Annotated in this window: 19 protein-coding genes; 9 read left to right on the top strand and 10 right to left on the bottom strand. The window is 72.2% G+C overall.

Annotated features, from left to right (window positions below; all coding sequences use genetic code 11):
* Positions 1-87: 87 nt before the first annotated feature.
* Both ACFXPL_RS03045 and ACFXPL_RS03040 read right to left on the bottom strand, forming a co-directional pair.
* Entirely contained in the window at positions 88-963 is an 876-nt protein-coding gene (locus ACFXPL_RS03045) for a hypothetical protein (RefSeq protein WP_384911491.1), read from the bottom strand.
* 131 nt (positions 964-1,094) lie between these two features.
* Positions 1,095-2,330 (bottom strand): erythromycin esterase family protein, encoded by a 1,236-nt coding sequence (locus tag ACFXPL_RS03040; protein ID WP_384911488.1) that lies wholly within the window; start codon positions 2,328-2,330, stop codon positions 1,095-1,097.
* Positions 2,331-2,432: 102 nt separating this feature from the next.
* On the opposite strand from ACFXPL_RS03040, the gene ACFXPL_RS03035 reads away from it, so the two are divergent.
* Positions 2,433-3,155 (top strand): MerR family transcriptional regulator, encoded by a 723-nt coding sequence (locus tag ACFXPL_RS03035; RefSeq protein ID WP_384911485.1) that lies wholly within the window; start codon positions 2,433-2,435, stop codon positions 3,153-3,155.
* A 10-nt stretch (positions 3,156-3,165) separates the two neighbouring features.
* Here ACFXPL_RS03035 and ACFXPL_RS03030 read toward each other — a convergent pair whose 3' ends face one another.
* Entirely contained in the window at positions 3,166-4,215 is a 1,050-nt protein-coding gene (locus ACFXPL_RS03030; RefSeq protein WP_384911483.1) for a zinc-binding alcohol dehydrogenase family protein, read from the bottom strand.
* 189 nt (positions 4,216-4,404) lie between these two features.
* Between ACFXPL_RS03030 and ACFXPL_RS03025 the strand changes: the two genes are divergently transcribed.
* The 3 genes from ACFXPL_RS03025 (at position 4,405) to ACFXPL_RS03015 (ending at position 7,677) form a co-directional block, all read left to right on the top strand.
* Positions 4,405-4,626, top strand: a complete 222-nt coding sequence (locus ACFXPL_RS03025; RefSeq protein ID WP_384911821.1) for a hypothetical protein — start codon at positions 4,405-4,407, stop codon at positions 4,624-4,626.
* A gap of 270 nt (positions 4,627-4,896) precedes the next feature.
* Positions 4,897-6,033, top strand: a complete 1,137-nt coding sequence (gene rsgA / locus ACFXPL_RS03020) for a ribosome small subunit-dependent GTPase A (RefSeq protein WP_384911480.1) — start codon at positions 4,897-4,899, stop codon at positions 6,031-6,033.
* A 96-nt stretch (positions 6,034-6,129) separates the two neighbouring features.
* Complete coding sequence (locus ACFXPL_RS03015; RefSeq protein ID WP_384911477.1) at positions 6,130-7,677, top strand: bifunctional transcriptional activator/DNA repair enzyme AdaA; 1,548 nt, start codon at positions 6,130-6,132, stop codon at positions 7,675-7,677.
* Here the strand turns inward: ACFXPL_RS03015 and ACFXPL_RS03010 are convergent.
* The 3 genes from ACFXPL_RS03010 to ACFXPL_RS03000 form a co-directional block, all read right to left on the bottom strand.
* Positions 7,619-7,984: a PPOX class F420-dependent oxidoreductase gene (locus ACFXPL_RS03010; protein WP_384911474.1), complete on the bottom strand. Its 366-nt coding sequence runs from the start codon at positions 7,982-7,984 to the stop codon at positions 7,619-7,621. The genes ACFXPL_RS03015 and ACFXPL_RS03010 overlap by 59 nt on opposite strands.
* A gap of 91 nt (positions 7,985-8,075) precedes the next feature.
* Positions 8,076-8,561: a DUF456 domain-containing protein gene (locus ACFXPL_RS03005; RefSeq protein WP_384911472.1), complete on the bottom strand. Its 486-nt coding sequence runs from the start codon at positions 8,559-8,561 to the stop codon at positions 8,076-8,078.
* Between the two features lie 61 nt (positions 8,562-8,622).
* Entirely contained in the window at positions 8,623-9,615 is a 993-nt protein-coding gene (locus ACFXPL_RS03000) for a helix-turn-helix domain-containing protein (RefSeq protein ID WP_384911469.1), read from the bottom strand.
* A gap of 361 nt (positions 9,616-9,976) precedes the next feature.
* Between ACFXPL_RS03000 and ACFXPL_RS02995 the strand changes: the two genes are divergently transcribed.
* Both ACFXPL_RS02995 and ACFXPL_RS02990 read left to right on the top strand, forming a co-directional pair.
* Positions 9,977-11,440 carry a protein phosphatase 2C domain-containing protein gene (locus tag ACFXPL_RS02995; protein ID WP_384911466.1) on the top strand — a complete coding sequence of 488 codons (1,464 nt, stop codon included), beginning with the start codon at positions 9,977-9,979 and terminating at the stop codon, positions 11,438-11,440.
* A gap of 193 nt (positions 11,441-11,633) precedes the next feature.
* On the top strand, positions 11,634-13,376 hold the full coding sequence (locus ACFXPL_RS02990; RefSeq protein WP_384911463.1) for a pyruvate dehydrogenase: 1,743 nt from the start codon (positions 11,634-11,636) through the stop codon (positions 13,374-13,376).
* A gap of 57 nt (positions 13,377-13,433) precedes the next feature.
* Here the strand turns inward: ACFXPL_RS02990 and ACFXPL_RS02985 are convergent, their stop codons facing one another.
* A complete protein-coding gene (locus ACFXPL_RS02985) occupies positions 13,434-16,598 on the bottom strand; it encodes an alpha-mannosidase (RefSeq protein ID WP_384911460.1) in 3,165 nt (1,054 codons plus the stop codon).
* 227 nt (positions 16,599-16,825) lie between these two features.
* Here ACFXPL_RS02985 and ACFXPL_RS02980 point away from each other — a divergent pair, with 227 nt between their 5' ends.
* A complete protein-coding gene (locus tag ACFXPL_RS02980) occupies positions 16,826-17,218 on the top strand; it encodes an ATP-binding protein (protein WP_384911457.1) in 393 nt (130 codons plus the stop codon).
* A gap of 237 nt (positions 17,219-17,455) precedes the next feature.
* On the opposite strand, the gene ACFXPL_RS02975 is transcribed toward ACFXPL_RS02980, so the two are convergent.
* Together ACFXPL_RS02975 and ACFXPL_RS02970 are read right to left on the bottom strand one after the other, a co-directional pair.
* Positions 17,456-18,502 (bottom strand): DUF2637 domain-containing protein, encoded by a 1,047-nt coding sequence (locus ACFXPL_RS02975; protein ID WP_384911454.1) that lies wholly within the window; start codon positions 18,500-18,502, stop codon positions 17,456-17,458.
* Positions 18,503-18,713: 211 nt separating this feature from the next.
* Positions 18,714-19,562: a (2Fe-2S)-binding protein gene (locus ACFXPL_RS02970; protein WP_384911451.1), complete on the bottom strand. Its 849-nt coding sequence runs from the start codon at positions 19,560-19,562 to the stop codon at positions 18,714-18,716.
* Positions 19,563-19,714: 152 nt separating this feature from the next.
* Between ACFXPL_RS02970 and ACFXPL_RS02965 the strand changes: the two genes are divergently transcribed.
* Together ACFXPL_RS02965 and ACFXPL_RS02960 are read left to right on the top strand one after the other, a co-directional pair.
* On the top strand, positions 19,715-20,614 hold the full coding sequence (locus ACFXPL_RS02965; RefSeq protein ID WP_384911448.1) for a GntR family transcriptional regulator: 900 nt from the start codon (positions 19,715-19,717) through the stop codon (positions 20,612-20,614).
* A 416-nt stretch (positions 20,615-21,030) separates the two neighbouring features.
* Positions 21,031-22,959, top strand: coding sequence for an acyl-CoA dehydrogenase (locus tag ACFXPL_RS02960; RefSeq protein WP_384911445.1), 1,929 nt, complete (start codon positions 21,031-21,033; stop codon positions 22,957-22,959).
* A 42-nt stretch (positions 22,960-23,001) separates the two neighbouring features.
* On the opposite strand, the gene ACFXPL_RS02955 is transcribed toward ACFXPL_RS02960, so the two are convergent.
* The gene (locus ACFXPL_RS02955; protein WP_384911442.1) at positions 23,002-24,366 is read right to left on the bottom strand and encodes a cytochrome P450; all 1,365 of its coding nucleotides are present in this window, start codon (positions 24,364-24,366) and stop codon (positions 23,002-23,004) included.
* Positions 24,367-24,371: the final 5 nt, after the last annotated feature.

Here is a 24,371-nt window from a genome sequence, read left to right as displayed (position 1 = left end):
TCAACGGGGCGGACGGGACCAACTCACCCGTCCCGCCCGCCCCTGGGACATCACCGGCCCCGGGTTCCTCCGGGCCCGCCGGACGTGTCAGAGCCCGTAACGGCTCTTCAGATGACGCCAGAAGTCCCGGTACATCCACTGGTCGAACTCGGTGATCCGGGTGGCGCTGCCCGCCTTCATGATGAAGCCGCCGACACCGGTCGGGGTCCAGTCGTAGAAGTCGTCGAGACCGTAGGTGTGCCCGATCTCGTGCTCCAGGATGTGGATGTCCTCCTGGGCCCGCGCGCCGACCATGTACTCGCTGCCGATCCGCTGCCCCCAGTCACCGCCCGCGCCGCCCTGGAACCCCTTGGTCAGCCAGAGCGACTGGTCGTAGTGGCGGGCCGCCCCGCCGGGGCACTTGGAGTAGTCGCCGTTCTGGTGGAAGAAGCGCCCGCAGTCGGGCGCGCACTGCGGCGCGCCCCCGCCGTCGAGCACATTGGTGTAGATGTCCACGGAGTTGTCCGTCCACTGGAGCGTGGAACGGTTCTTGACGGCCCAGCCGACGATGTCGACCGGGACGTTCTGGTACGGGAAGCCCTCGAAGCCCGCGACGGTGTCCGTCCACTTCTTCGACTGGCGCTTCAGCGCGGTGTGGATCTCGTCGCGCAACTGCGCGCTGACCGGCTGGTCCGACTCCCAGCGGACGCAGTAGGAGATCCGGCCCTTGTTGGCCATCACCTGGTCCCAGCCGTAGTTGCGGAAGCCGTACAGGTCGGGGTACGTGGTCTCGACGTGCCGCCAGACCTCGTTCAGCGGCTGGACGAGCTGGGCGGGCGGGTTCCAGGCGGCCGGCGCCGCCGAGGCGGGCGCGGTCCCGGCGCTGACGACGGGCGCGGCGCCGGCGGGGGTGACGAGACCGAGAACGGTGAGGGCGCCGACTGCGAGGGTGATCACAGCGGTACGGAGCGGGTGCAAGGACATCACGACTCTTCCCGAGTGGGGGGTGTGGGCGCGGACGCGCACACCCCCAGGTCTCCGCCGGGCGCCGAAAGGTTGCCGTCGCGCGGACGGTCGGGCCGCTCCCCGGGAACGCGCGGGCGGGGGAACGGTCGCTACGCGGCCCCGGCCGCCGGTCCCGGCGGGTCGAGGCGGGGCAGGAACAGCACGGCGTCGAAGTCGTCGGGCGCGCCCGGGTCGAGCGGGAAGTAGCTGGGGTACTCGCTCCCGCGTGGGACCAACTCGCCTGCGTCCGCGACCAGTCCGGCCAGTTCGGCGGCGGTCACCAGGCGAGGGGCCGACGTGGTCGCGGCCAGCAGGCCCTCCAGGGTGTCCGCCGGTGGCGCGCCGATGCCCAGGTGCGGTGCGGAGCCGATCGCCGTCGCGAGGACCACGTACTCAGGGCCGTGGGTACGGGCGAGATGGGCGCCGGCCGGGCTCCACTCCACGTCCATGGCGCCGAACCGGGTGCGCGCCGGGCGGCGCCGCAGATGGAGATTGTGGGCGAAGGCCAGGACCGGACCCCTGTCCTGTTCGCGGGCGGCGAGCGCGTCCAGGTTGGCCGCCATCATCGCGTCGCGGATCCCCGTGCACCGTGCCAGCCGCTCCCGGGGATCGGTCCGGGCCAGGGCCGCGTGATAGGCGAGCAGCCCGGCGGCGGTGCGGGCGCCGAGTTCGGCGTCGTGCAGCGCCTCCGTCGGGCCGTCCATGGTGAGGTGCGGTGCGCCGGAGGTGAGCAGCCAGCCGAGATCGTCGGTGATCACCCGCAGCTCGTGGGCCTCCGCCGTGTCACCGACGGAGTGCGAGGGGTCCATGGTGGCGCGGGGATCGGACCATCGGGCGTCGTCGCCGAGCAGCGCCTCGATCCGGCTCCACGGGTGCGGCACCGTCGCGCCCCGGTCGGTGAGGAAGGTGTGCAGCACGCGCAGGGCCGCGCGGGGGCTGTGCGCCCCGCTCTTCTCGCTGTTCTCCATCGGCGCGTCGAATCCCGCGAAACGCGCCTGATCGGCCGGAGGCCGTGCGCGGTTGTGCTCACCGACCCACTCCACCAGCGCGCGGTTGGCGGGGGAGGCCCCGAACCCGTGACTGAAGCCCTCGGTCATCACCTGGTCGAGGTGCCCGTCGCCGCCCCGGGCGTAGTCGTCGACCACGCGCCCCGCGAGGCAGTCCGATTCCAGCGCCACCCAGCGGCACCGCTCGTGCGCGACGAGCCCCCGCAGCAGGCCGTTGCGCAGGCGCGGCAAGGTCTCCTCGCCGTGCAGCGCCTCGCCCAGGGCCAGCAGGCGGGGCCGCCGCGTCCGCGCGCTCAGGAACCGCTCGACGGCCGTGTACATCGATTCGTCTGTCGTCATGGCTTCGACGCTATCGTTGACGTTTCGGTTGAAGGTTGAGCCGAAAAACGCTGGAGACAACAGCACCAACCTTCAAACGGTGCGACACCTGGAGGGGAATTCATGAGGCCCGTGGACCTGGCGCGACCGTACGGACTGTCCGGTCAGGCGGTCCGCAACTACGAGGCGGCCGGCATCCTGCCCGCCGCCGAGCGCACCCCCTCGGGCTACCGGCGCTACACCGGCGAGCACGCCGCCGCGCTGCGCGCTTTCCTCGCCCTGATCCCCGCCCACGGCCACGCCGCCGCCCGCTCGATCATGACGCTGCTCAACGCGGACCGGACCGTCGAGGCGCTCACCGTCATCGACCGGGGCCACGCCGAACTGCTCACCGACCGACAGACCTTGGACGCGATCGAGCGTGCGCTCACGGAGCTGACGCACGTCCCCGACGAACGGCCGGCCCACCGCCCCACCACCGTCAGCGCCTTGGCCCACCGGCTCCGCCTCCGCCCGGCCACCCTGCGCCGGTGGGAGCGGGCCGGCCTGCTGCACCCGGGCCGGGATCCCGCCACCGGCTACCGCGCCTACACCCCGGACGACATCCGGGACGCCCACATCGTCCACCAGCTACGGCGCGGCGGATATCTCCTCACGCAGATCGCGCCGCTCCTCGTCGAACTGCGCGACACCACCTCACCCGCCTCGGCCGCGTCCGCGATCGCCGAACGCCGCGACCGCCTCCACACCCGCGCCCTCGCCATGCTCCACGCGTCCGCCGAGACCGGCCGCTACCTCCACGAGCGGGACCGGCACACCGAACGGAACCGCACCGAACGGAACTGACCGGGCGCCGTCAGCCGGCCACGAGCACGGCGGCGCCGTTCACCCGGTCGGCCGCGAGATCGGCCAGTGCCCGGTCCGCGTGGTCGAAGGGGTACGGGGAGACCGTGACACGGATGCCGATACGGTCGGCCACCGCCAGGAAGTCGCGGCCGTCCCGCCGGGTGTTGGAGGTGACGCTGCGCAACTCGCGCTCCTGGAAGAGATGGCGCTGATAGTTCAGCACGGGAATGTCGGAGAGATGGATCCCCGCGACGGCGAGCGTGCCCGCCCGGTCCAGCGCCGCCAGTGCCACCGGCACCAGATCGCCCACCGGGGCGAAGAGGACCGCCGAGTCCAGCGGCTCCGGCGGCGGATCGTAGGCTCCGCCGGCGGAGGCGGCGCCGAGATCCAGGGCGAGCGCCCGCGCCCGCGACGACCGGGTCAGCACATGGACGGTGGCGCCCTCGGCCAGCGCCACCTGGGCGGCCAGATGCGCGGAGGCGCCGAATCCGTAGATGCCCAGCCGCCCGCCAGGAGGGAGCGCGCTGCGCCGCAGCGACCGGTAGCCGATGATCCCCGCGCAGAGCAGCGGCGCCAGCGAGGCGGCGTCACGGTCCTCCGGCAGCCGGTAGGCGAACGCCTCGGGGACGATGGCGAGGTCGGCGAAGCCACCGTCCGCGTCCCACCCCGTGTACGCGGACCGGGGGCAGAGGTTCTCCCGCCCGGACCGGCACCACCGGCACTCCCCGCAGGTCGACCGCAGCCACGCCCCGCCGGCCCGGTCACCGGTACGGAACACGGCCACCCCGTCGCCCACGGCCACCACCCGGCCGACGATCTCGTGCCCCGGCACGGTGGCCGGGCGGTGCGGGGCGAGATCGCCCTCGGCGAGGTGCAGATCCGTACGGCACACACCGCACGCCTCGACGCGCAGCAGCAGTTCACCCGGGCCCGGCACCGGGGCGGGGCGGCGCACCCGTACCAGCGGGCCCGTACGGACCGGGCCGGGGGCACCGACGGCCCAGCCACTGAGCAGCGTGCCCTCGCCGCGCTCGTCCCGCGCGGGAACGGAAGGAGCCATGACTCCAGCGTGCGTCCGGCGCGCCCCACCGGCAAACGCCGCCACCGAGGGTGTGCGCCCGATGGCCGGAAGCGATCGCATGACCGGCTCCTTGGGAACCTCTTTACCTTGTGCGGCCGTTCAGCCTCCGGCCGTACCCGCGGCCACCCGCCGCAGCGGCGGGGGCACCACGTACTCCAGGAGGCAGCAGTGGCCCAGATCGACCTCGACAAGGTGTTGGACAAGGCGTGGGCGGACAAGGACCTGCCCGCCGTGCTCGACGCGCCGGTCTCCGCACTGAAGGGGGTCTCGGACCGCCAGGGCAAGCTTCTTGACGAGGCGTTCGGCGTCAAGACAGTGGCAGATCTGGCCAACCTGAAGTACGCCCGCTGGGCGCAGGCACTGGCGACGCTCGCCCCTGACGCCAAGTAGCACCACCGGCCGAAGAGACCCGGGACACGGCGCGGAAAATACCTCGCGCCGTGTTCCGGGGGCCGGTTACAGTGACCGCGTCAGCCGTTGAGCGCGCCAGGCGCGCGCACGGAGAGCGACCAGGAGGTGAGGACATTGATGACTGTCACGGTGCTGGGCGCTGCCCAGGTTCAGAAGATCATCTTCCTCATCCCTGTGGTCTCCGGCTGACTCTCCTTCTCTTTCCACGCCCGCGCGGGCGTGCCGGGGCCACCCCTCGAAGGGTTTCCCTTGTCTTTCCTCACCTCTTCCGTCTCTTCGCTCACGGCAGGCTCTTCCGGGAGTCCGTCCGTCACACACCCGCTCACCCCGTACGGCTGGGACGCGGGCTGGGCCGCGGAGTTCGCCCCGTACGCCGAGCGGGGTCTGCTGCCCGGCCGGGTCGTACGGGTCGACCGCGGCCGGTGCGACGTGGCCACCACCGAGGGGGTCGTCCGGGCCGATACGGCCTTCGTCACCCCGCACGACCCGCTGCGGGTCGTCTGCACCGGTGACTGGGCGGTCGTCGACCCGGACGGTGACCCCCGGTTCGTCCGGGAGTACCTGCCGCGCCGTACCGCCTTCGTACGGTCCACCTCCTCCAAGCGGTCCGAGGGGCAGATCCTCGCCGCCAACGTCGATCACGCGATCATCGCGATCTCCCTGGCGGTCGAACTCGACCTGGGCCGGGTCGAACGGTTCCTCGCCCTCGGCTGGGAGAGCGGCGCCCTCCCGCTCATCGTGCTCACCAAGGCCGACCTCGTCGACGACCCCGCCGTACGGGCCCATCTCGTCGAGGACGTCCAGACCGCCGCCCCCGGGGTGCAGGTGCTCGCCGTCAGCTCGGAGACGGGGGAGGGGATCGAGGTCCTGTCCGCCGTGCTGTCGGGCGGTACGAGCGTGCTGCTCGGTGTGTCCGGGGCCGGGAAGTCGACGCTCGCCAACGCCCTGCTCGGGGAAGCGGTGATGGAGGTGCGGGCCGCGCGTGACGTGGACGGCAAGGGCCGGCACACCACCACGACCCGCAACCTCCTCGTCCTGCCCGGGGGCGGCGCCCTCATCGACACCCCCGGGCTGCGCGGCGTCGGGCTGTGGGACGCCGTGACCGGGGTCAACCAGGTGTTCTCGGACATCGAGGGCCTGGCACGAGGGTGCCGCTTCCAGGACTGCGCCCACACGGCCGAGCCCGGATGCGCCGTGCTCGCCGCGGTCGAGGACGGCGCGCTGCCCGTGCGGCGGCTGGACAGCTACCGCAAGCTGCTGCGGGAGAACCAGCGCATCGTCGCCAAGACCGACGCCCGGCTGCGCGGTGAGATCCGGCGCGACTGGAAGCGCAAGGGCGCGGAGGGGCGCGCGGCCATGGAGGCCAAGCGCGGCCGGATCCGCTGAGCCGCACGCGAGGGTGACCGGGGCGGGCGGCGGACGGACGGATGTGGTGTCCGAAAACCGCGAGTACGCTCGTCCCGGCTGCCGCACACTGGACTCGTGACGGACGAAGAGGCCAGGGAGAAGACCAGGTACGAGACCACGGAAAAGACCAGGTACGAGGCCGGAGAAGGGACCAGGTACGAGGCGGTCGCCAGCCGCGACGCCCGGTTCGACGGCGCGTTCTTCTTCGCCGTCGAGACCACCGGCATCTACTGCCGGCCGAGCTGCCCCGCCGTCACCCCCAAGCGCGAGAACGTCCGCTTCTACCCGACCGCCGCCGCCGCCCAGGGCCACGGCTTCCGGGCCTGCCGCCGGTGCAGGCCGGACGCCGTGCCCGGGTCGGCGGAGTGGAACGTGCGCGCCGATGTCGTCGGCCGCGCGATGCGCATGATCGGGGACGGGATCGTGGACCGGGAAGGCGTACCGGGGCTCGCCGGACGGCTCGGCTACAGCACCCGGCAGATCCAGCGCCAGCTCACCGCCGAACTGGGCGCCGGACCCGTCGCCCTCGCCCGCGCCCAGCGCGCGCACACCGCCCGGGTCCTGCTCCAGACGACCGGCCTGCCCGTCACGGAGATCGCGTTCGCGGCCGGGTTCGCCAGCGTGCGCCAGTTCAACGACACGATCCGGCAGATCTACGCCCGTACACCCAGCGCGCTCCGTACCGAATCCGGTACGGGAACGGGCGCCCGGAGGAACGCCCGCGCGGCGCCCGGGAACGCCGGGGGACCCGCCCCCGCCGGGATCCCCCTCCGGCTCGCCCACCGCGGCCCGTACGCCGCCGCCGACCTCTTCGACCTGCTCGCCCTGGAGGCCCTGCCGACCGTGGAAGAGGTCACGGGAGCGCCCGGCGCCCGCACCTACCGCCGTACGCTGCGGCTGCCCCACGGCCCCGGCGTCGTCGCCGTCGACGAGGCCCGTCCCGCCGGTGGCGACGCGGGCAGGCGGCCCGCCAACGGCTGGCTGGAGGCGCGTATCCACCTCACCGAACTGCGCGACCTCACCACCGCCGTACAGCGGCTGCGCCGGCTCTTCGACCTTGACGCCGACCCGTACGCCGTGGACGAACGGCTCGGTGCCGACCCCTGCCTCGCCCCGCTCGTCGCGGCGCGCCCCGGGCTGCGCTCGCCCGGCGCGGCGGATCCGGTGGAGTACGCGCTGCGCGCGCTCCTCGGGGACGCCGGCGCCGCGCGGGCCGTGGAGACGTACGGGGAGGTGCTGGAGCAGCCGTGCGGCGGGCTCACCCGGCTCTTTCCCGGGCCCGGCGCGCTGCGCGACGACCCGGTGGCGGGCCCCCTCGCGACCGCGCTCGCCGACGGCGCCGTACGGCTCGACGCGGGGGCCGACCGGGACGCGGCCGAACAGGCGCTCCTGGCCGTCCCCGGGCTCACCCCCGCGACCGCCGCGCTGATCCGGACGCGGGCCCTCGGCGACCCCGACGTGGCGCCCGAGGGGGAGCGCGACGAGGAGGCGTGGCGGCCGTGGCGGTCCTACGCGGCGGCCCACCTGCGCGTGGCCCGCCGGCGGCGGGAGACCGCGGCGCCGGTCAGCCGAGACCCCAACTGTGGATCTTGCGCGGATGGATACGGATCAGCTCCTCGCTGAAGTGCGGGCCGAGGTCATGAGGGCCCGTCAGCAGCTCCGCCTCGCCCCGGATGTCGACCCCGCGCACCGTCCACGGCGTCGTGCTCACGATGTCGTCGACGACCAGGGCGACCCGGGGATTGGCCTGGAGATTGCGCCACTTCTTCGTCGTACCGAGGGAGAAACCACCGATCAGGATCGTCCCGTCGTCCTGCGGGAAGAAGCCGACCGGATTGGCCTGTGGCTGCCCCTGAGGATCGACGGTCGCCATCCGGCCCAGCCGCTGGGTCCGCAGATACGCGCGTTCGGCCTCGCTGAATTCGGTCATGCCCCACCCTCACACGGGGTACGGGGCCGCCGCACCGGTCCTGGTCCGGTGGCGGTCGTACGACCAGGCTTTCAGCCCCGGTCGGCAGCTTTCAGCCCCGGGTCAGCACCACGCCCAGCCACGCCCCCACCACCAGCAGACACGAGAACAGCTCCACCAGCAGGGACGCCCCCGCCGTCCGCATGACCGTACGGGTCGACGCCCAGCCGTCCCGGTGGCTGCCCAGCCGTACCCGTTCCGCGCCGTAGATCCCCCCGACGAACCCCACGATCCCGCCCACCACCGGCACCACGAAGAACCCCACGATGCCCGCGACGCCGCCGGTCAGCACCGTGCCCCGCGGCACCCCCGCGCCGCGGGGCCGGCGGGCCGGCAGGAGCGGCCGGAGCGCCTGGTTGAGCAGCAGGAGTGCCGTCGCGCCGATCAGCAGGGCCCAGGCGGGGCGGGTGGTGTCGGTCAGCGCCCACCAGAGCACGGCGGCCCACACGATCGCCTGTCCCGGCACACCGGGGACGAGTACGCCGAGCAGACCGAGCAGCATGACCAGGGCGACCAGCACGAGCTGCCACACTTCCATCCGCCAACTGTGCAGGACGCCGCCCGTTCCCGCAGGTCGCCTCCGCGCCGGTGCGGCGGGTTCAGGCCGCGGGGCCGCGGGCCACCCAGCCCCGCTCGTACGCGTGCCAGCCGAGCTGGAGCCGGGTCGTCACCCCGCTCAGCTCCATCAGCCCCTTCACCCGGCGCTGTACGGTCCGCAGTCCCAGGTCGAGCTGTTTGGCGACGCTCGCGTCCGTCAGCCCGGCGAGCAGCAGCGACAGGATCTCCAGGTCGGTGGGGTCCGGTCCTGGCGGGCCGTCCTCCCGTACCGCACCGCCCGTCCCCAGCCGCAGCGGCAGCCCCTCGCGCCACACCGCCTCGAAGAGCCCCATCAGAGACTCCAGCAGCCCGCTGGCGTGCACCACCAGCGCTGCGGGGCCGACGCCGCGGCCCGTCAGCGGCACCATCGCCAGCGCGCGGTCCGCGACCACCAGCTTCGTCGGCACCCGCTCGGTGACCCGGACCCGCTCCTGCCGGCCGAGCGCGGCGGCCAGTTCGGTGAGCCCGGTGGGCTGGGTGAGCACCTCGCGCTCGATCACCACCCGGTAGGCGACGCCCCGGCTCGCCGCGCGGTCCTCGGCCTCGTTCTCCCGGCCCGTCACGGCGACGGGCTGCCCCGTGACCAGGGCGCAGACCTCCTCCGTGGCGCCGAGCTGGAGCTGGAGGAAACGATGGGCCACGGCGCTGGCGCCCGTCACCACCTCGATCAGATCGTGCACGGCGGGCTCGGCCGCCTCCGCGCGGTACTCCTCGGCGAGCAGCACCGCCGCCAGCTCCGCCTGTTCGAGCTGATGACGGTGCTGGGTCAGCAGCGCGCCCAGCGCGACGGCCGGCGGCGCGGCGACCCACCGGCCCGCCCGGGAGGAGGACTGGGCGGCCAGGCCCTGCCGCTCCAGCCTGCGCAGCGCCCGTTCGGTGTCCGGTTCGGGGAGGGCGAGCCGGTGCGCCAGATCCGCGACCTCGGCGGCTCCGATCGCCACCAGCGCCCGATAAGCGGCCTCGTGTCTCTCGTCAAGTCCTATGGCTCCCAGCACCCTGCCCGGCCCTCCCCGTTCACCTCGCGCGACGTCCTCGGACGCGTCCGTACCCCGGCCCGCCGTGGCGGATACCGGCCACGGCGTAAACCCGCCGTGCCCATCATCCCCTGCCGGCCCCGGCACTCTGTCATGGTGGCGCCATCACAGCAGCAACAGTCCCGGTCATATGCCTCTGTGCCTCTTCGGCCGGGTTGTGCTCGGGAGAGCGATGCGCGCGGCCCGGCGCCCGCGTATCCGCCCGCGCTGGATCTGTGACCGTTCGCCGGGCGTCCTTCCCGTGGGGGGTGGGGTCGCCCGGCGGACTCATTTTTTCGCCATGCCCGTTTTCGCTCCCCGGGAGCGGTCGACAATAAGGGACATGAGCGAGCAGGGGGAGCGGCCGAGCGCGGACGACTGGTGGACCCGCCTGTACGACGCGTCCGCGTTGGACACGGGCCCGGCCGTGAAGTCCGGGGACACGCTCGACGACCGCTTCGACTCGGCGGCGGGCACGGTGAACGCGGACGGGGCCGCCGACCGCCCCGTCGATCCGCGCGACGGGGGCCCGGGGGCGCGGCCACCCGCCTGGCGGGAGCAGGCGCCCCCGGCGGCCCCGTACACGGCGCCCCCGGCGGCCCCGTACACGCCCGGCGACGCCGGGCCACTGCCGAGGACGGACGCGCGGGACGCGGCACCGCCGCCTCCGGCCCCGAAGCCTTCACCGCCTCCGGCCCCCTCCACGCCGTCTGCCCCGGCCGCCCCGTTCGTGCCGTCTGCCCCGGCCGTCCCTTCGGCCTCACCCGTACCCGTACCGGCACCCGCGTCCGCGTCCGGTCCGCGCGCCGTCCCCGATCCACGGTCAGTGCCGGGCAGCGCCCCCGCCCCGGACCGCGCGCGGGTCACCCATCTCGGCGACCGGCCGCCCACCTACGATCCCGAGCCCGCCACCCTGCCCGCCGCCCACCCCGACCGGCTGGACGAACTCGTCGCCGACACCGTCCTCGACGGTGCCTCCTACGGGACGTACACGCTGCGGGCCGTGTCCGTACGGGGCGACTCCGCGCGGCACCGGGGCGAACCCCGGCACGACGCGCTGCTCACCGCCCGGTTCGGGGCAGGACCCGGTGCGCTCGTCCTCGTCGCCGTCGCCGGCGGCGCCCGCGCGGCCGAGGGCGCGCACCGGGCCGCCGGCGACGTGTGTCACTGGATCGGCGGCGCCGTCGGGCGCAGTCACGGCAAGCTCTCCGAGGACATCAGGGCCGACCGCAGGGACGCGCTCAAATCCGGTCTGCACCGGCTCACCGACCGGGGGTTCGGCAAGCTCCGGGCGCGCGCCGCCGAACTGGGCCTGGCGCCGGAGGAGTACACCGCGAGCCTGCGCTGTCTGCTGCTCCCCGCCGACCCCGACTGCCGGACCCGGGTGTTCTTCGGGGTCGGCGCCGGCGGCCTCTTCCGGCTCAGGGGCGGCGGCTGGCAGGACCTGGAGCCCCCGGTCACCGCCGACGCTCCCGCCCATGCCGCCGCCGAGACCCCCGAGGACGACCGGACCACCATGGACCTGGAGATCACGAAGGCCCACGTCCCGTACATCGAGGGTCCGCTCCCGCCACCACCCGAGCCGTTCCGCTTCCGGGCGTCCGTCGGCCGGCCGGGCGACACGTTCCTGCTGTGCAGCGCGGGGCTGGCCGAGCCGCTGCGCGGGGAGCCCGCGCTCGCCGGGGAACTGGCCGGACGCTGGGCGGCGCCGGAACCACCGGGGCTGGCCGACTTCCTCGCGGACACCGCGCTCAGGGTGAAGGGCTACGCCGACGACCGTACGGCGGTCGGCGTCTGGGAGGCATGACGCGGGACGTACGACGCGGGACGTATCACGCGGGACGTATGACAGAAGAGGCATGACAGCGGAGGCATGACACGCGCCGCCCCCGCCCGTCCGGCGGACGTGGCTGGGCATGCGCGACCGGCCCCGCCGTGGGTTGATGGAGACCGCAGGACGGGCCGGCCGTCCTGCCCGTCACCGGAGAGGGCGCGGACCCATGGCCAAGCAGAACGTGGCGGAACAGTTCGTCGACATCCTCGTCAGAGCGGGCGTCCAGCGGCTGTACGGAGTCGTCGGCGACAGCCTCAACCCCGTCGTCGACGCCATCCGCCGCACCCCCGCCATCGACTGGATCCAGGTCCGGCACGAGGAGACCGCCGCCTTCGCGGCCGGCGCCGAGGCCCAGATCACCGGCCGGCTGGCCGCCTGCGCGGGCTCCTGCGGCCCCGGCAACCTGCACCTCATCAACGGCCTGTACGACGCGCACCGCTCCATGGCCCCCGTCCTCGCCCTCGCCTCCCACATCCCCTCCGCCGAGATCGGCCTCGGCTACTTCCAGGAGACCCACCCCGAGCGGCTGTTCAACGAGTGCAGCCACTACAACGAGATGATCTCCAGCCCCCAGCAGATGCCCCGGCTGCTCCAGACGGCGATCCAGCACGCCATCGGCCGCAGCGGCGTCAGCGTCGTCACCCTGCCCGGCGACATCGCCTCCTCGCCCGCCCCGGAGAAGGCGGTGGAGCACGCCCTCGTCACCTCACGGCCCTCCGTACGCCCCGGTGACGCGGAGATCGAGAAGCTCGTCCGCATGATCGACGAGGCGGACCGGGTCACGCTCTTCTGCGGCAGCGGCACGGCCGGGGCGCACGCCCAGGTGATGGAGTTCGCCGAGCGGATCAAGTCCCCGGTCGGTCACGCGCTGCGCGGCAAGGAATGGATCCAGTACGACAACCCGTACGACGTCGGCATGAGCGGGCTGCTCGGCTACGGCGCCGCCTACGAGGCCACCCACGGGTGCGATCTGCTGCTGCTCCTCGGTACGGACTTCCCGTACAACGCCTTCCTCCCCGACGATGTCAAGATCGCGCAGGTCGACATCAGGCCCGAGCGGCTGGGCCGCCGCTCCAAGCTGGACCTCGCCGTGTGGGGCGACGTCCGCGAGACGCTGACCTGCCTGACCCCGCGGGTGCGCGCCAAGACCGACCGGCGCTTCCTCGACAAGATGCTGAAGAAGCACGCCGACGCGCTGGAGGGCGTGATCAAGGCGTACACCCGCAAGGTCGAGAAACACACCCCGATCCACCCCGAGTACGTCGCCTCCGTCCTGGACGAACTCGCCGACGAGGACGCCGTTTTCACCGTCGACACCGGGATGTGCAACGTATGGGCGGCCCGCTATCTGACACCCAACGGGCGCCGCCGTGTCATCGGCTCCTTCAGCCACGGCTCGATGGCCAACGCCCTGCCGCAGGCCATCGGCGCGCAGTTCACCGACCGGAACCGGCAGGTCGTCTCGATGTCCGGCGACGGCGGATTCACCATGCTGATGGGCGACTTCCTCACACTCGTCCAGCACGATCTGCCGGTGAAGGTCGTCCTCTTCAACAACTCGGCCCTCGGCATGGTGGAGTTGGAGATGCTGGTGGCCGGGCTGCCCTCGTACGGCACGACCAACCACAACCCCGACTTCGCCGGGATCGCCCGCGCCGCCGGTGCCTACGGTGTACGGGTCGAGAAGCCCCGGCAGCTCGCGGGCGCCCTGAAGGACGCCTTCAAGCACCGGGGCCCCGCGCTGGTGGACGTGGTCACCGACCCGAACGCGCTCTCCATCCCGCCGAGGATCAGCGCCGACATGGTGACGGGCTTCGCCCTCTCCGCGAGCAAGATCGTGCTGGACGGCGGGGTGGGCCGGATGGTGCAGATGGCCCGCTCCAACCTGCGGAACGTGCCCCGGCCCTGACCCCGCCGTCCGCCGTCAGGCCGGCCGCCCGTCAGCCCGGCAGCCGGCCCGGCGGGCTCACGCCGGGGTGAGCCGCAGCGTCAGGATCTGGAACGGCCGCAGCCGCAGCCGCACCCCCTCCTCGCCCGGCTCCGCGTCGTGCAGCGGCCGTTCCAGCAGGTCGGTCACCCGCGCGCCGCGCACCGGGAAGCCGACGCGCAGGGTGGCGTCCGCCCGGCCGCCCGCCGACTCGTAGAGCCGTACGATCACATCACCGCTCCGGTCCTCGGCGAGCTTGACCGCCTCCACGGTCACCGCCGCGTTGTCGATGTCGACCAGCGGCGCCAGCTCGGGGGCCGCCGCCACCCGCAGCGGCAGATTGAGCGCCAGCCCCTCCTGCACGCTCTCCTCCACCGTGGCGCCGGGCAGCAGCGCGTAACGGAAGCGGTGCGTGCCCTGATCCGTCTCCGGGTCGGGGCTGTGCGGGGCGCGCAGCAGCGTCAGCCGTACGGTCGTACCGAGGCCTTCCGCGTGGGGTGTCCGCGTCACGTCGTGCCCGTACGTCGAGTCGTTGAGCACCGCGACCCCGTAGCCGGGCTCGGCGACCCGCAGCCAGCGGTGGGCGCAGATCTCGAACCGGGCGGCGTCCCAGCCGGTGTTGTCGTGCGTGGCCCGGTGCACATGGCCGAACTGGATCTCGGCGGTGGACCGTTCGGCGTGCACATCGAGCGGGAACGCCGCCTTGAGGACCTTCTCCGACTCGCGCCAGTCGATGTCGGTGACGACGTCGATCCGGTTGCTGCCCGCCGTGAGCCGGATCTCCTGCGTGATCCGGGACGCTCCGAACGCCCGTACCACCCGCACCGATGCCCGCAGCGGGCCCCTCTCCGTCACCTCGACGGACTCGGCGTCGACGAGATCGGTGTGCCGGTGCCGGTAGTGCCGGTCGATGTCCCAGGCGTCCCACTGATTGGGGTGGTCGGGGTGGAGCTGGAGCAGATTGCCCCGGCCGCCGGGCACCAGCACCTCGCGGCGCGCCACGAGGTCGCGTACGGAGGAGAGCAGCCCGTCCGCGTCGACCACCACCTCCACCAACTGGTTCCTCAGGGTGATCGACCCACCCGAGGCCCCACGCCCACGCCCGGTCCCGGCCCCGTTCTCCGTCCCTTTCTCCCCGGCCACCGACACGGTGACCCCCGACCGGTCCAGGGCGCCGGTGAACGACCCCGACGCCAGCGACCGGGTGAACGCGGCGGCCAGCACCCGGCCGCCCGTCAGCGACTGCGCCCGCACGGACGCCGGTACGTCGGCCGCGTCGAACTCGACCGGCTCACGGCGCGCGAACGGCGCCGCGTTCAGCACCGCGGGCCGGCCCCCGCCCAGCGCCGCCACCGCGTCCGCGACGATCCCCTCCAGCTCCTCCCGTACCGCCTGGTACGTCGTCCGCGCCTCCCGGTGCACCCAGGCGATCGACGAACCCGGCAGGATGTCGTGGAACTGGTGCAGCAAGACCGTCTTCCAGATCCGGTCCAGCGCCTCGTACGGATACGCGTACGGCCGCGCCCCCGGGCCCGGGTGGTCGCGCAGCGCCGCCGTCGTCGCCCACAACTCGGCCTCCCGCAGCAGGTGTTCACTGCGCCGGTTGCCCTGCTTGGTCTTGGCCTGGGTGGTGTACGTCGCCCGGTGTAGCTCCAGGTACAGCTCGCCCGACCAGACCGGCGCCCGCTCCCCGTACTCCTCCCGCGCCGCCGCGAAGAACGCCGCCGGGTGCTCGATCTCCACGCGGGGCGAGCCCTCCAGGGACTTCAGCCGCCGCGCCTTCTCCAGCATCTCCCGGGTGGGGCCGCCCCCGCCGTCCCCCCAGCCGAACGGCACCAGGGAGCGGGAGGCGCGGCCCTTCTCCCTGAAGTTCTTCTCCGCGTGCGCCAGTTCGGAACCGTGGAACTCCGAGTTGTACGTGTCCACCGGCGGGAAGTGGGTGAAGACCCGCGTGCCGTCGATGCCCTCCCACCAGAAGGTGTGGTGCGGCATCCGGTTCGACTGGTTCCAGGACAGCTTCTGGGTGAGGAACCACTTCACCCCGGCCAACTGCGCCAACTGAGGGAAGGCCGCCGTGTATCCGAAGGAGTCCGGCAGCCAGATCTCCTCCGTCTCCACCCCCAGCTCCTCCTGGAAGAAGCGCTTGCCGTGCACGATCTGCCGGGCCAGCGCCTCGCCCCCGGGCATGTTCGCGTCGGACTCCACCCACATCGAGCCGACCGGCGCCCACGTCCCGTCCTCGACCGCCTGCTTGATGCGCCGCCAGATGTGCGGCTGATTGTCCCGTACCCACGCGTACTGCTGCGCCTGCGAACAGGCGAACACCAGCTCCGGGTAGTCGCCGGCGAGCGCTGTGACATTGGCGAACGTCCGCGACGCCTTCCGTACCGTCTCGCGCAGCGGCCACAGCCACGCCGAGTCGATATGGGCGTGGCCCGCCGCCGAGATCCGGTGCGCGCTCGGCGACGCGGGCCGCGACAGCGCGCCCGCCAGCTCCCGGCGCGCCCCGGCCGCCGTGCCCGCCACGTCGTGCAGGTCCAGTGCGTCCAGGGCGGACTCCAGGGCGCGCAGGATCTCATGGCGCCTCGACCGGTCGGCCGGCAGCTCGGCCATCAGCTCGCTGAGCACCTCGATGTCCAGGACGAGATGCCACACCTCCTCGTCCAGGACGGCGAGTTCGGCCGACGCGAACCGGTAGAGGGGGCGGTCGCCCGCCGTCAGTACGTCGCCGAGGAGCGTCGGCTCGAAGGAACGCAGCACGGCCGGGTTGGCCGCCGCCTCCAGCAGCAGATCCACCGGCTCTCCTCCGGCCGCCGGGGCGGCCACCGGGATGTGCCGGTTACGCGGATGGATGCCCTTGAGCGGCACCCCCGACGCGTCGTACACCAGCCCCTCGGCCTGGAACCCGGGCCCCTCACCGGTGAATCCGGGGTCGATCACCGCCTCCACCCGGCTCCCGGCCCAGCCCTCCGGGACGGTGCCGGTCAGCCGGAACCAGCTCGTCGACCACGGCGAACCCCACTCCGTACCCGTCGCGAAGGGTGCGTAGACCCCGCGCAGCGCCCGCTCCACCGGCACCGGTTCGCCCGGCGTGTGCCAGACGGCGAGCGTCAGCGGCTGCCGCGCCGCGTACTGCGCGGGGCGGATGAACTGGCGCAGCGCGCGCTCCAGCCGCCCTTCCACCTGAGTGCGGTCGTCGTGCATCGGGTCTCCTCGCTCCTCGGGATCGCTCCCCCCAGAACTTCCCCGTGGCCGCCGTGCGCACCCACCCGGCCGTGGTGTACCGCGGACGGGAAGGCAACGGGTGACGAACGCCATGAGTGGCCCATTCCGGCAAGGGGAATACACCTCTTGTACGCATGCGCCACGAGAGCCATTTCCGGCGGGGGTCAGAAGTGGGGGCCAGAAGTGACGAGCGGGGGGACCGAGTGATGAGAGGGCTACGGCGCAGAGTGGGGGGCGCCGATCTGGCCGCCGTCCCCGAGGTGCGGCATGCCTTACGGGAGATGCTGGGCCACTGGCGGGAGGGGGACTCCGCCGCGGTGGCCGAGCTGCTGATGAGTGAACTGGTGACGAACGCGCTGGTCCACACGGAGACGGGCGCGGTGGTCACGGCGACCGTCGCGGACTCGCGACTGCGTGTGGAGGTACGGGACTTCGTCGCGGCGCTGCCCGCGCCGCCCGAGCCGCACCGGCCGGTCCCCGACGACGCCACGCACGGCAGGGGGCTGGCGCTGGTCCGGAGTCTCGCGGACGACTGGGGAATACGGGCGAGGCCGGTGGGCAAGGTGGTCTGGTTCGAGCTGGACGGCGAGGCCGCGTAGCGGATGGATCCCGAACGGAGGCCGTCACAGCGGGTGGTGAGGGCGGAACGGCAGCGGACCGGCGTGACGGTTGTCCGTCACGCCGGTCCGAAGGGTGGTGGCGCCGCGCAGCCTTGTGCGCGTCGTGCTCGTGTTACGGGTACTTCCGGTACTGCTGATACTGACGGTTGTGCTGGTGGCGCCGTTCCACGTGCTGATGTGTCCGGCGCCGGTGATGACGCGCCGAGCCGTCCGGACTCAGCCGAACTGCCGCTCCATCTCCTTGAGCTTGCGCTCCAGGGAGTCGAGCCTCGGCAGCGCCTGGGTGTCGTCCTCGGCGGTGAGGTCCACCGTACGGGCCTCAGTACCCTTCACGGCCTGAAGGGAGAGCCGGGAATGCTGGGTGAGTTGCGGTTGTTCTCCTATAGCAGGCTCCGCTGCGGCCTCGACGGCCGCCGGCGAACCCGAGTTCGCGGCGGGCAGGGCGACCTGACGGCCGCCGCGTGGACGGCCCCAGGCGCGGTGCTGCCGGTTGAGCGCCTTGATCTGCGCCCGGTCCAACTTGCCCTGCTCACGCCTGCGGTGACGGCTCTGTTCCTTCTGGCGCCGGTCCTCGCGTACCTCGTCGACGGCCTCGTCCAGCGTGCGCACGTTTTCGAGAAGCATCAGCGACCAGGCGCCGAAGGTCTCGCGCGGTGCCCGGAGCCACCGTACGATCCGGATCTGCGGCAGCGGGCGGGGGACGAGCCCCTGCTCGCGCAGCGCCGCCCGGCGGGTCTGCTTCAGCGCGCGGTCGAAGAGCACCGCGGCCGAGAGGGACATACCGGCGAAGAAGTGCGGGGCGCCCTCGTGACCGATGCCCGTGGGCGCGTGCACCCAGTTGAACCAGGCGGCGGCACCGGCGAACGTCCACACGAGCAGACGCGAACCGAGGGCCGCGTCGCCGTGGCTGGCCTCACGCACCGCGAGGACCGAGCAGAACATCGCCGCGCCGTCGAGACCGAACGGGACGAGGTACTCCCAGCCGCCCGAGAGGTTCAGGTTCTCCTGGCCGAAGCCGACCAGGCCGTGGAACGAGAGAGCCGCGGCCACGGCGGCACAGCAGAAGAGCAGCGCGTAGGACGCGATGCCGTAGATGGCCTCCTTGCGCCTGCGGCGCTCCTCGCTCCGCTCCCAGGAGTCCTCGACGGCCGGCTTCTCCCTGGCGCGCTTGCCACCGGCGAGCACCGCCACCGCCACCAGGGCTCCGACGATCAGTACGACGCCGGGAATCAGCCAGTTCAGCGATATGTCTGTCAGTCGCATGCGGTGTTCCTTGCATCGCAGTAGGGCGTTTGAGACGCCATTTTGGCGGAAGTGCAGTGCCCCTCAGAGCGTTTCGGGACAAGAGAACACCAACGAGGTGGTGTGGCACACAAATATGCACGATCGGCTAGAGCTGCCGTTCGGCAGGTGGCTGTCATGTTCGATTAATATCACTACTGAGGGTGGCGTGGAATCCACGGGTGACGGAGGGTCAGGCGTTGGCGCTGAGCTTCCTGACCCGGTCGTCGTCGCAGGTACGGGGACAGGTGACGCAGGTGTCCTCGGGGCGCAACGTGTAGAAAAGGCAGCAACTCGCTCGGTCACGGGTCGGCAAAGATTCGCCGCCGGACCCCGTCAGCTCACGGAAGCCCGCCGCACCGACGTACGGCTTGGTCGCCCCCGGTAGCAGCAGCTCCAGCTCCGCCATCGCGCGCCGCTCCTCGCCGAGCAGATGCGCGACGTACCAGAGCCCTTCGACGATCTCGTCGGTCGCCATGCCCCACAGGGCCCGCCTGCCCCGCCGCATCCGTGGGGCGAATCCTTCCAGGACCGGTCCCAGATGCTCGGCGACGGCCGTCCGCACCTCGTCGCGCAGCGCCTTCTCGTCCGGTACGACACGGGCGCCGAGCAGGTGCGCCGCGGGGTCGTCCGGCAGGCAGGCGAACTCGTGGACACGGACGGTCATCCGGCCCAGGGCCCGCTGGAACGAGACGGACCCGACCGGGATCCGGGGCACCCGGCGGTGCAGGAACCACGGCACGGTCATCAGCAGACAGGCCGGCCAGGCGTACCGGTGCAGCGCGAAGCTGGCGATCACATCGGACCGGGCCCGCTGTCCGTAGTCGCGCAGCACCTGTGTCTCGTCCCAGGCGAGGAACGTGTCCAGGGCCGGGCCCCCGGCCGCCAGCTCGGCCGCGCCCACCCAGCCGCCACCGACGGGCGGCCGCTCACTGTCGGTGAGCTGATGGATGCTCAGCGCGGGGAACACCTCGGTCAGACGGGCGTACGCGCCGGTCACGGGAGAGGCGGGAAGGCCGGGCAGCACAGTGGGCACGGTCATGCGGGGCCACCGAATCGGGAATCGTTTGCAGGTAAGCCTTACCTTACCCGAAGTGATCGAGGTTTGAACTGCGCCCAGGTCGGCCTATCGTGCACAGGGAGGATCCGGCCCTCCCGCGAGCCGGGCTGACGGGACGGCCGAGGAGGACCCGAGTGGAGCAGGGCGGAGCGCGTGAGGCCACCGCGCCGGTGGCGCCCGCGCCCCGGGCCGCCGCGCCCGGGACATCAGGCGCCTCGGAGGCCTCCGAAAGGGCGCCGGGGGCGGCGTCCGGAGGCGTTCGGGTACCGGGGCAGGCGCGTACGGACGCGTGCGAGCCGGTGCGCGGGGAGCACACGCACAGTGAGCGCCCCGAGCCGCCGCGCGGGCTGACCCGCACGGCGGACGGCTCCGGCAGTGTGGGCCGGACGGGTGGTTCCGGTCACTCCGTACGGCGCCACTCGGTACGCGGCCAGATCCTCGCCGCGCTGCGGGACGCGCTCGTCGGCGGCGAGCTGGTGCCCGGCGAGGTCTACTCGGCGCCCGTGCTCGCCGAACGCTTCGGGGTCTCCGCCACCCCCGTACGCGAGGCCATGCAGCAACTCGCCCTGGAGGGTGCGGTGGAGACCGTCCCGAACAGGGGGTTCCGGGTGACGCTGCGCACGCCCGGTGAGATCGCCGAACTGGCCGAGGTGCGCGCCCTGCTCGAAGTACCGGTGATGCTGCGGCTCGCCCGAACCGTCCCCGCCGAACGCTGGGCGGAGATCCGCCCGTTGGCGGAGGCGACGCACGCGTCCGCGGCCCTCGGTGACCGCGCGGCCTACGCCGAGTGCGACCGCGCCTTCCACCGCGCGGTGCTCTCCCTCGCCGGCAACCAGCACCTGGTCGCCATCGCCGACGACGTGCACCGGCGCTCGCAGTGGCCCCCGGCGGGAGCCCCCGCCGTACGCCGCGCCGACCTGATCGCGCACGCGGCGGAACACCTGGCGCTGCTTGAGGCGCTGAGCGCGGGCGATCTGCCGTTGGTGCAGTCGCTGGTACGCGCGCATTTCACGGGGGAGTGGAACACCGCCTGAGCGGAATTACCGCTAATTCCGCGATGGGCTGTCGGGTGCCGTGAAGAAGGTATTCCCTATATCCGTGATTTCCCGTCGGGGGCGAATGTCCTTTCCGTCTTTCCGGGGCGATCGCGTTCGGTCGGCCGGACCGGGCGTCACCGCGACAGGGCGCCCCGGGCGGGCAAATGTCCTATGACTTCCCAGGCCGGATGGGGTGTAATCTCGGATTTCCGCCGATTCGGATGTTTACGCCGTGGAGTCGAGTGAGAGCCGAGGGTAATGGAGCTCGGGTTTTTTCTCAAGCCCACCGGTCGGTGATCTTCCGCTCAAAAATAGATCACGCCAGCTCTGGAACAGGACGCGTTGGCCGGTATTCAATTGTTCCAACCCCCTGTCCATTGGTGTAAGGCGTTCATGCGGAGTAATTCATGACCATGCTGCCATTTCGTGACAAGGATCACTCCGGAGCCGCTCCGGAGCGGGGCTACCTGCCGAAACAGCGGCGGCGCACGGTCCGCGCCCCCGAGCTGAGCGACGAGCTGGCGAACCTCCTCTTCGAAGGTGAGGACCAGGACCGGGTTCACGGGGCCTGGCGTGAACTGATCGCCACGAACGATTTCCGCCACCGTCCCCTGCTGTCGCCCGCGGAGCGGGTCGAACTCTCGTACTCCCGGCTGCGTCTGGTCAACGACGCCGCCGGCGACGCCACGGAACTGGCTCTCGACCCGCGCCGGCTCGCGGCGCTGCACGAGTGGATCGGGATCGTGGACGGCGGACTCTGCACCGTCGCGAGCATCCACTACAACCTGTTCCTGGGGAGCCTGCTCGACCAGCACGCCGGCGCCGGTGGACGTGAGGTGTCCGAGTTCACCTCGATGCGGCGCGTCGGGACGTTCCTCTGTACCGAGCTGGATCACGGCAATGACGCCTCCGCGCTCCGTACCACCGCCGAACTCGACCTGGAGACGGGGGAGTTCATCCTGCACACCCCCACGCCCGGCGCCCAGAAGTTCATGCCGAACACCAGCCTGGCGGGCGGCCCCAAGAGCGCGGTGGTGGCGGCGCGGCTGCTGATCGACGGGGTGGACGAGGGCTGCTTCCTCTTCCTCACCCCGCTGAGCGACGGCGGGACCCATCTGCCCGGGGTCCATGTCAGGCGGCTTCCCGACCGTACCGGCACCCCGGTCGACCACTGCCTGACCTCCTTCGACCGGGTACGGCTGCCGCGTGAGGCGCTGCTCCAAGCGGAGCACGGCCGGCTGGACCAGGACGGCACCCTCCACAGTGACCTGGGAAGCGCGAGGAAGCGTTTCCTGCACGCGATCGCCAGGGTCACCACCGGCAAGCTCTGCATGAGCGCGAGCACCCTGGGGATGTCCCGGGCCGCGCTGGCCATCGCCGTACGGCACTCCCACTCGCGGCACATCAGCGGTCCCAAGCTCGGCGAACGGGTCCCGCTGGTCGCGCACCGCAGCCATTCCAGCAGGCTGCTGGACGCGACGGCGACCGCGTACGCCATGACCTTCCTCCACCGGGAAGTGGTCGCCCAGTGGGTCGGGCACACACCGGAGAACCGTGCCGAGGCCGAGCGCCTGGTCGCCGTCGCGAAGGGGTGGATCACCTGGCAGGCGCGGGCGATAGCCATCGAGGCCCGGGAGCGCTGCGGGGCGCAGGGCCTGTTCCCGGTCAACGGGATATCGGACCTGCCGTTGAACATAGAGGGCGGCATCACCGCGGAGGGCGACAACCTTGTCATCTGGGTGAAGGCCGCCTCCGAGATGGTCTTCGGCCATCAGCCGGAGAGACGCCGCCCGTCCGGCGTACCGCTCGCCGAGCGGCCGTTGACCGATCTGTCGTTCCTGCGCGACCTCCTCGTGGAGGTGGAGTCCGCCGCACAGGCCAGGGCGCGGATCGCGCTGCGCCAAGGGCCCGCGGGCGATCCGCTCGGCCGCTGGAACGTGGCGTCCACGCCCGCGCTGGAAATGGTCTCGGCGTATGCCTGCCGCCGGGCCGCCGACGCGTTCATCGACGCTGCGGCCCGGACGGCCGATCCGATGGCGCTGACGCTCATCGAGGATCTGTGCAGACTGTTCATGCTCCGGCAACTCGCCGCGCACACCGGAGAGTTGCTCGCCGAAGGTCTCATGACCGCCGACCATGTCCGCGCGTTCCCCGATGTCATCGGTGACATCGTCGCCGGTCTCGCGCCTCATCTGCTGACTCTGGTGGAGGGCTTCGACCTGCCCGACGAGTTCATCGCCGCCGTTCCGATCGCCAGCGGCGGCCGGATCGGTGACGAGGAGGACGCGTGGTCGACCTGGAACCTGCGTACGTCGAGCAGCCCGGAGCCCGCGGTGCGTTGACGGCCCGCCGCGGCAACGGCCCGCGGCGCGGTAACGCCCCGATCATCCCTTCCACCAGCTCAGGAAGCCACTCCAGAACTTCCCCTTCTGCGCGGCGGGCGACTCCTCCGCCCGGTGGCCCCCGACGGTGCGGGCCGTCGACACGTAGGAGGCGGTGGCCCGCTCCTGGGCGCGGGCCGGGGTGAACCGGGCGGGCAGCGCGCTGAGCGCCCGGTGGAAGGGGCCGGGCCGGTAGACCAGGTCGTCCGGGAGCACCGATATCTCGATGTCCGGCAGCTCGTTGAGCAGCCTCTCGATGGCCCGTACGGCGATGACCATCGCGGGGTCCTTGGCAGGGCAGGCGTGCGGGCCCGCGCCCCAGGCGAGATGGGCGCGCTTGCTGAGCGTCTGCCGGCCGGTGGAGAGGTTCGGGTCGGTGTTGGCCGCGGCGAAGCTGATGAGCACCGGGTCTCCGGCGTCCAGCTTGCTTCCCGACAGATCGACGTCCTGCACGGGGAAGTGCGTGGCGTAGTTGGCGATCGGCGGGCTGTTCCACAGGACGTCGTTGATGGCGTCCTCGACCAGGAGTCCCCCGGAGTGCGGGCCCTCGCTCTGGCCGCCCTGGGTGAGCAGGACCCGCAGAGAGTTCCCGATCAGGTTGGACATCGGCTCGAAAGCGGCCCCGATGAGCTGGATGATCTGGGGGATCATCTCCTCGTCCGACAGGTTCGCCGAGTGCTGCATCAGATAGGTGATGATGTCGTCGCCGGGCTGGGTCCGCTTCAGCGTGACCAGCTCGATCAGCGCCTCCATCAGGACCTCGTTCGCCTTCTGCGCGTCGACCCCGTCGAAGATGCCGGAGATGCCGAAGGCGACGCGGTCGCCCAGTTCACCCGGGCAGCCGAAGAGATCGTTGAAGACGAGCAGCGGAATGAGCTGGGAGTAGTCGGCGATCAGGTCGACCTTCCCCCGCCCGCTGAACTGGCTGATCAGATAGGTGGCGGTGCGTTCCACCATCCGCGTCAGCCGGTGGGTGTCGACCTTCGCCAGACTGTCCGTCACGGCCTGACGGAGCCGCAGATGCCGGGCCCCGTCCTCGAACAGCGGGCCCGGACGGTACGCCATCATGGGCAGCACCGGGCTGTCCCGCGGAATCCGGCCCTCGTTGAGCGCGCGCCAGCGTCGCGAGTCACGGACGAACGTGTCGGGGTTCTGCAGCACGTGGAGGGCGGCGGCGTAGTCCGTGATGAGTGACGCGTTCACCCCCGGGGCCAGCTCGACGGGCGCGGCGGGACCGAAGTGCCGCATGTAGTCGTAGAAGGCGTTCGGGTTTCTGGCGAACTCCTGCGTGTACAGAGGGATCCCCTGCCCGCTGTTGTGCGCCGGGCAGCCCGGTGGCGGGGAGGGGAAATCCGAAGGAGATTGCATCTGCC

Origin of the sequence: Streptomyces sp. NPDC059092 (assembly GCF_042756365.1) — a bacterium.
Lineage (GTDB): Bacteria > Actinomycetota > Actinomycetes > Streptomycetales > Streptomycetaceae > Streptomyces.
This window is presented reverse-complemented; position numbering and strand designations above follow the sequence as displayed.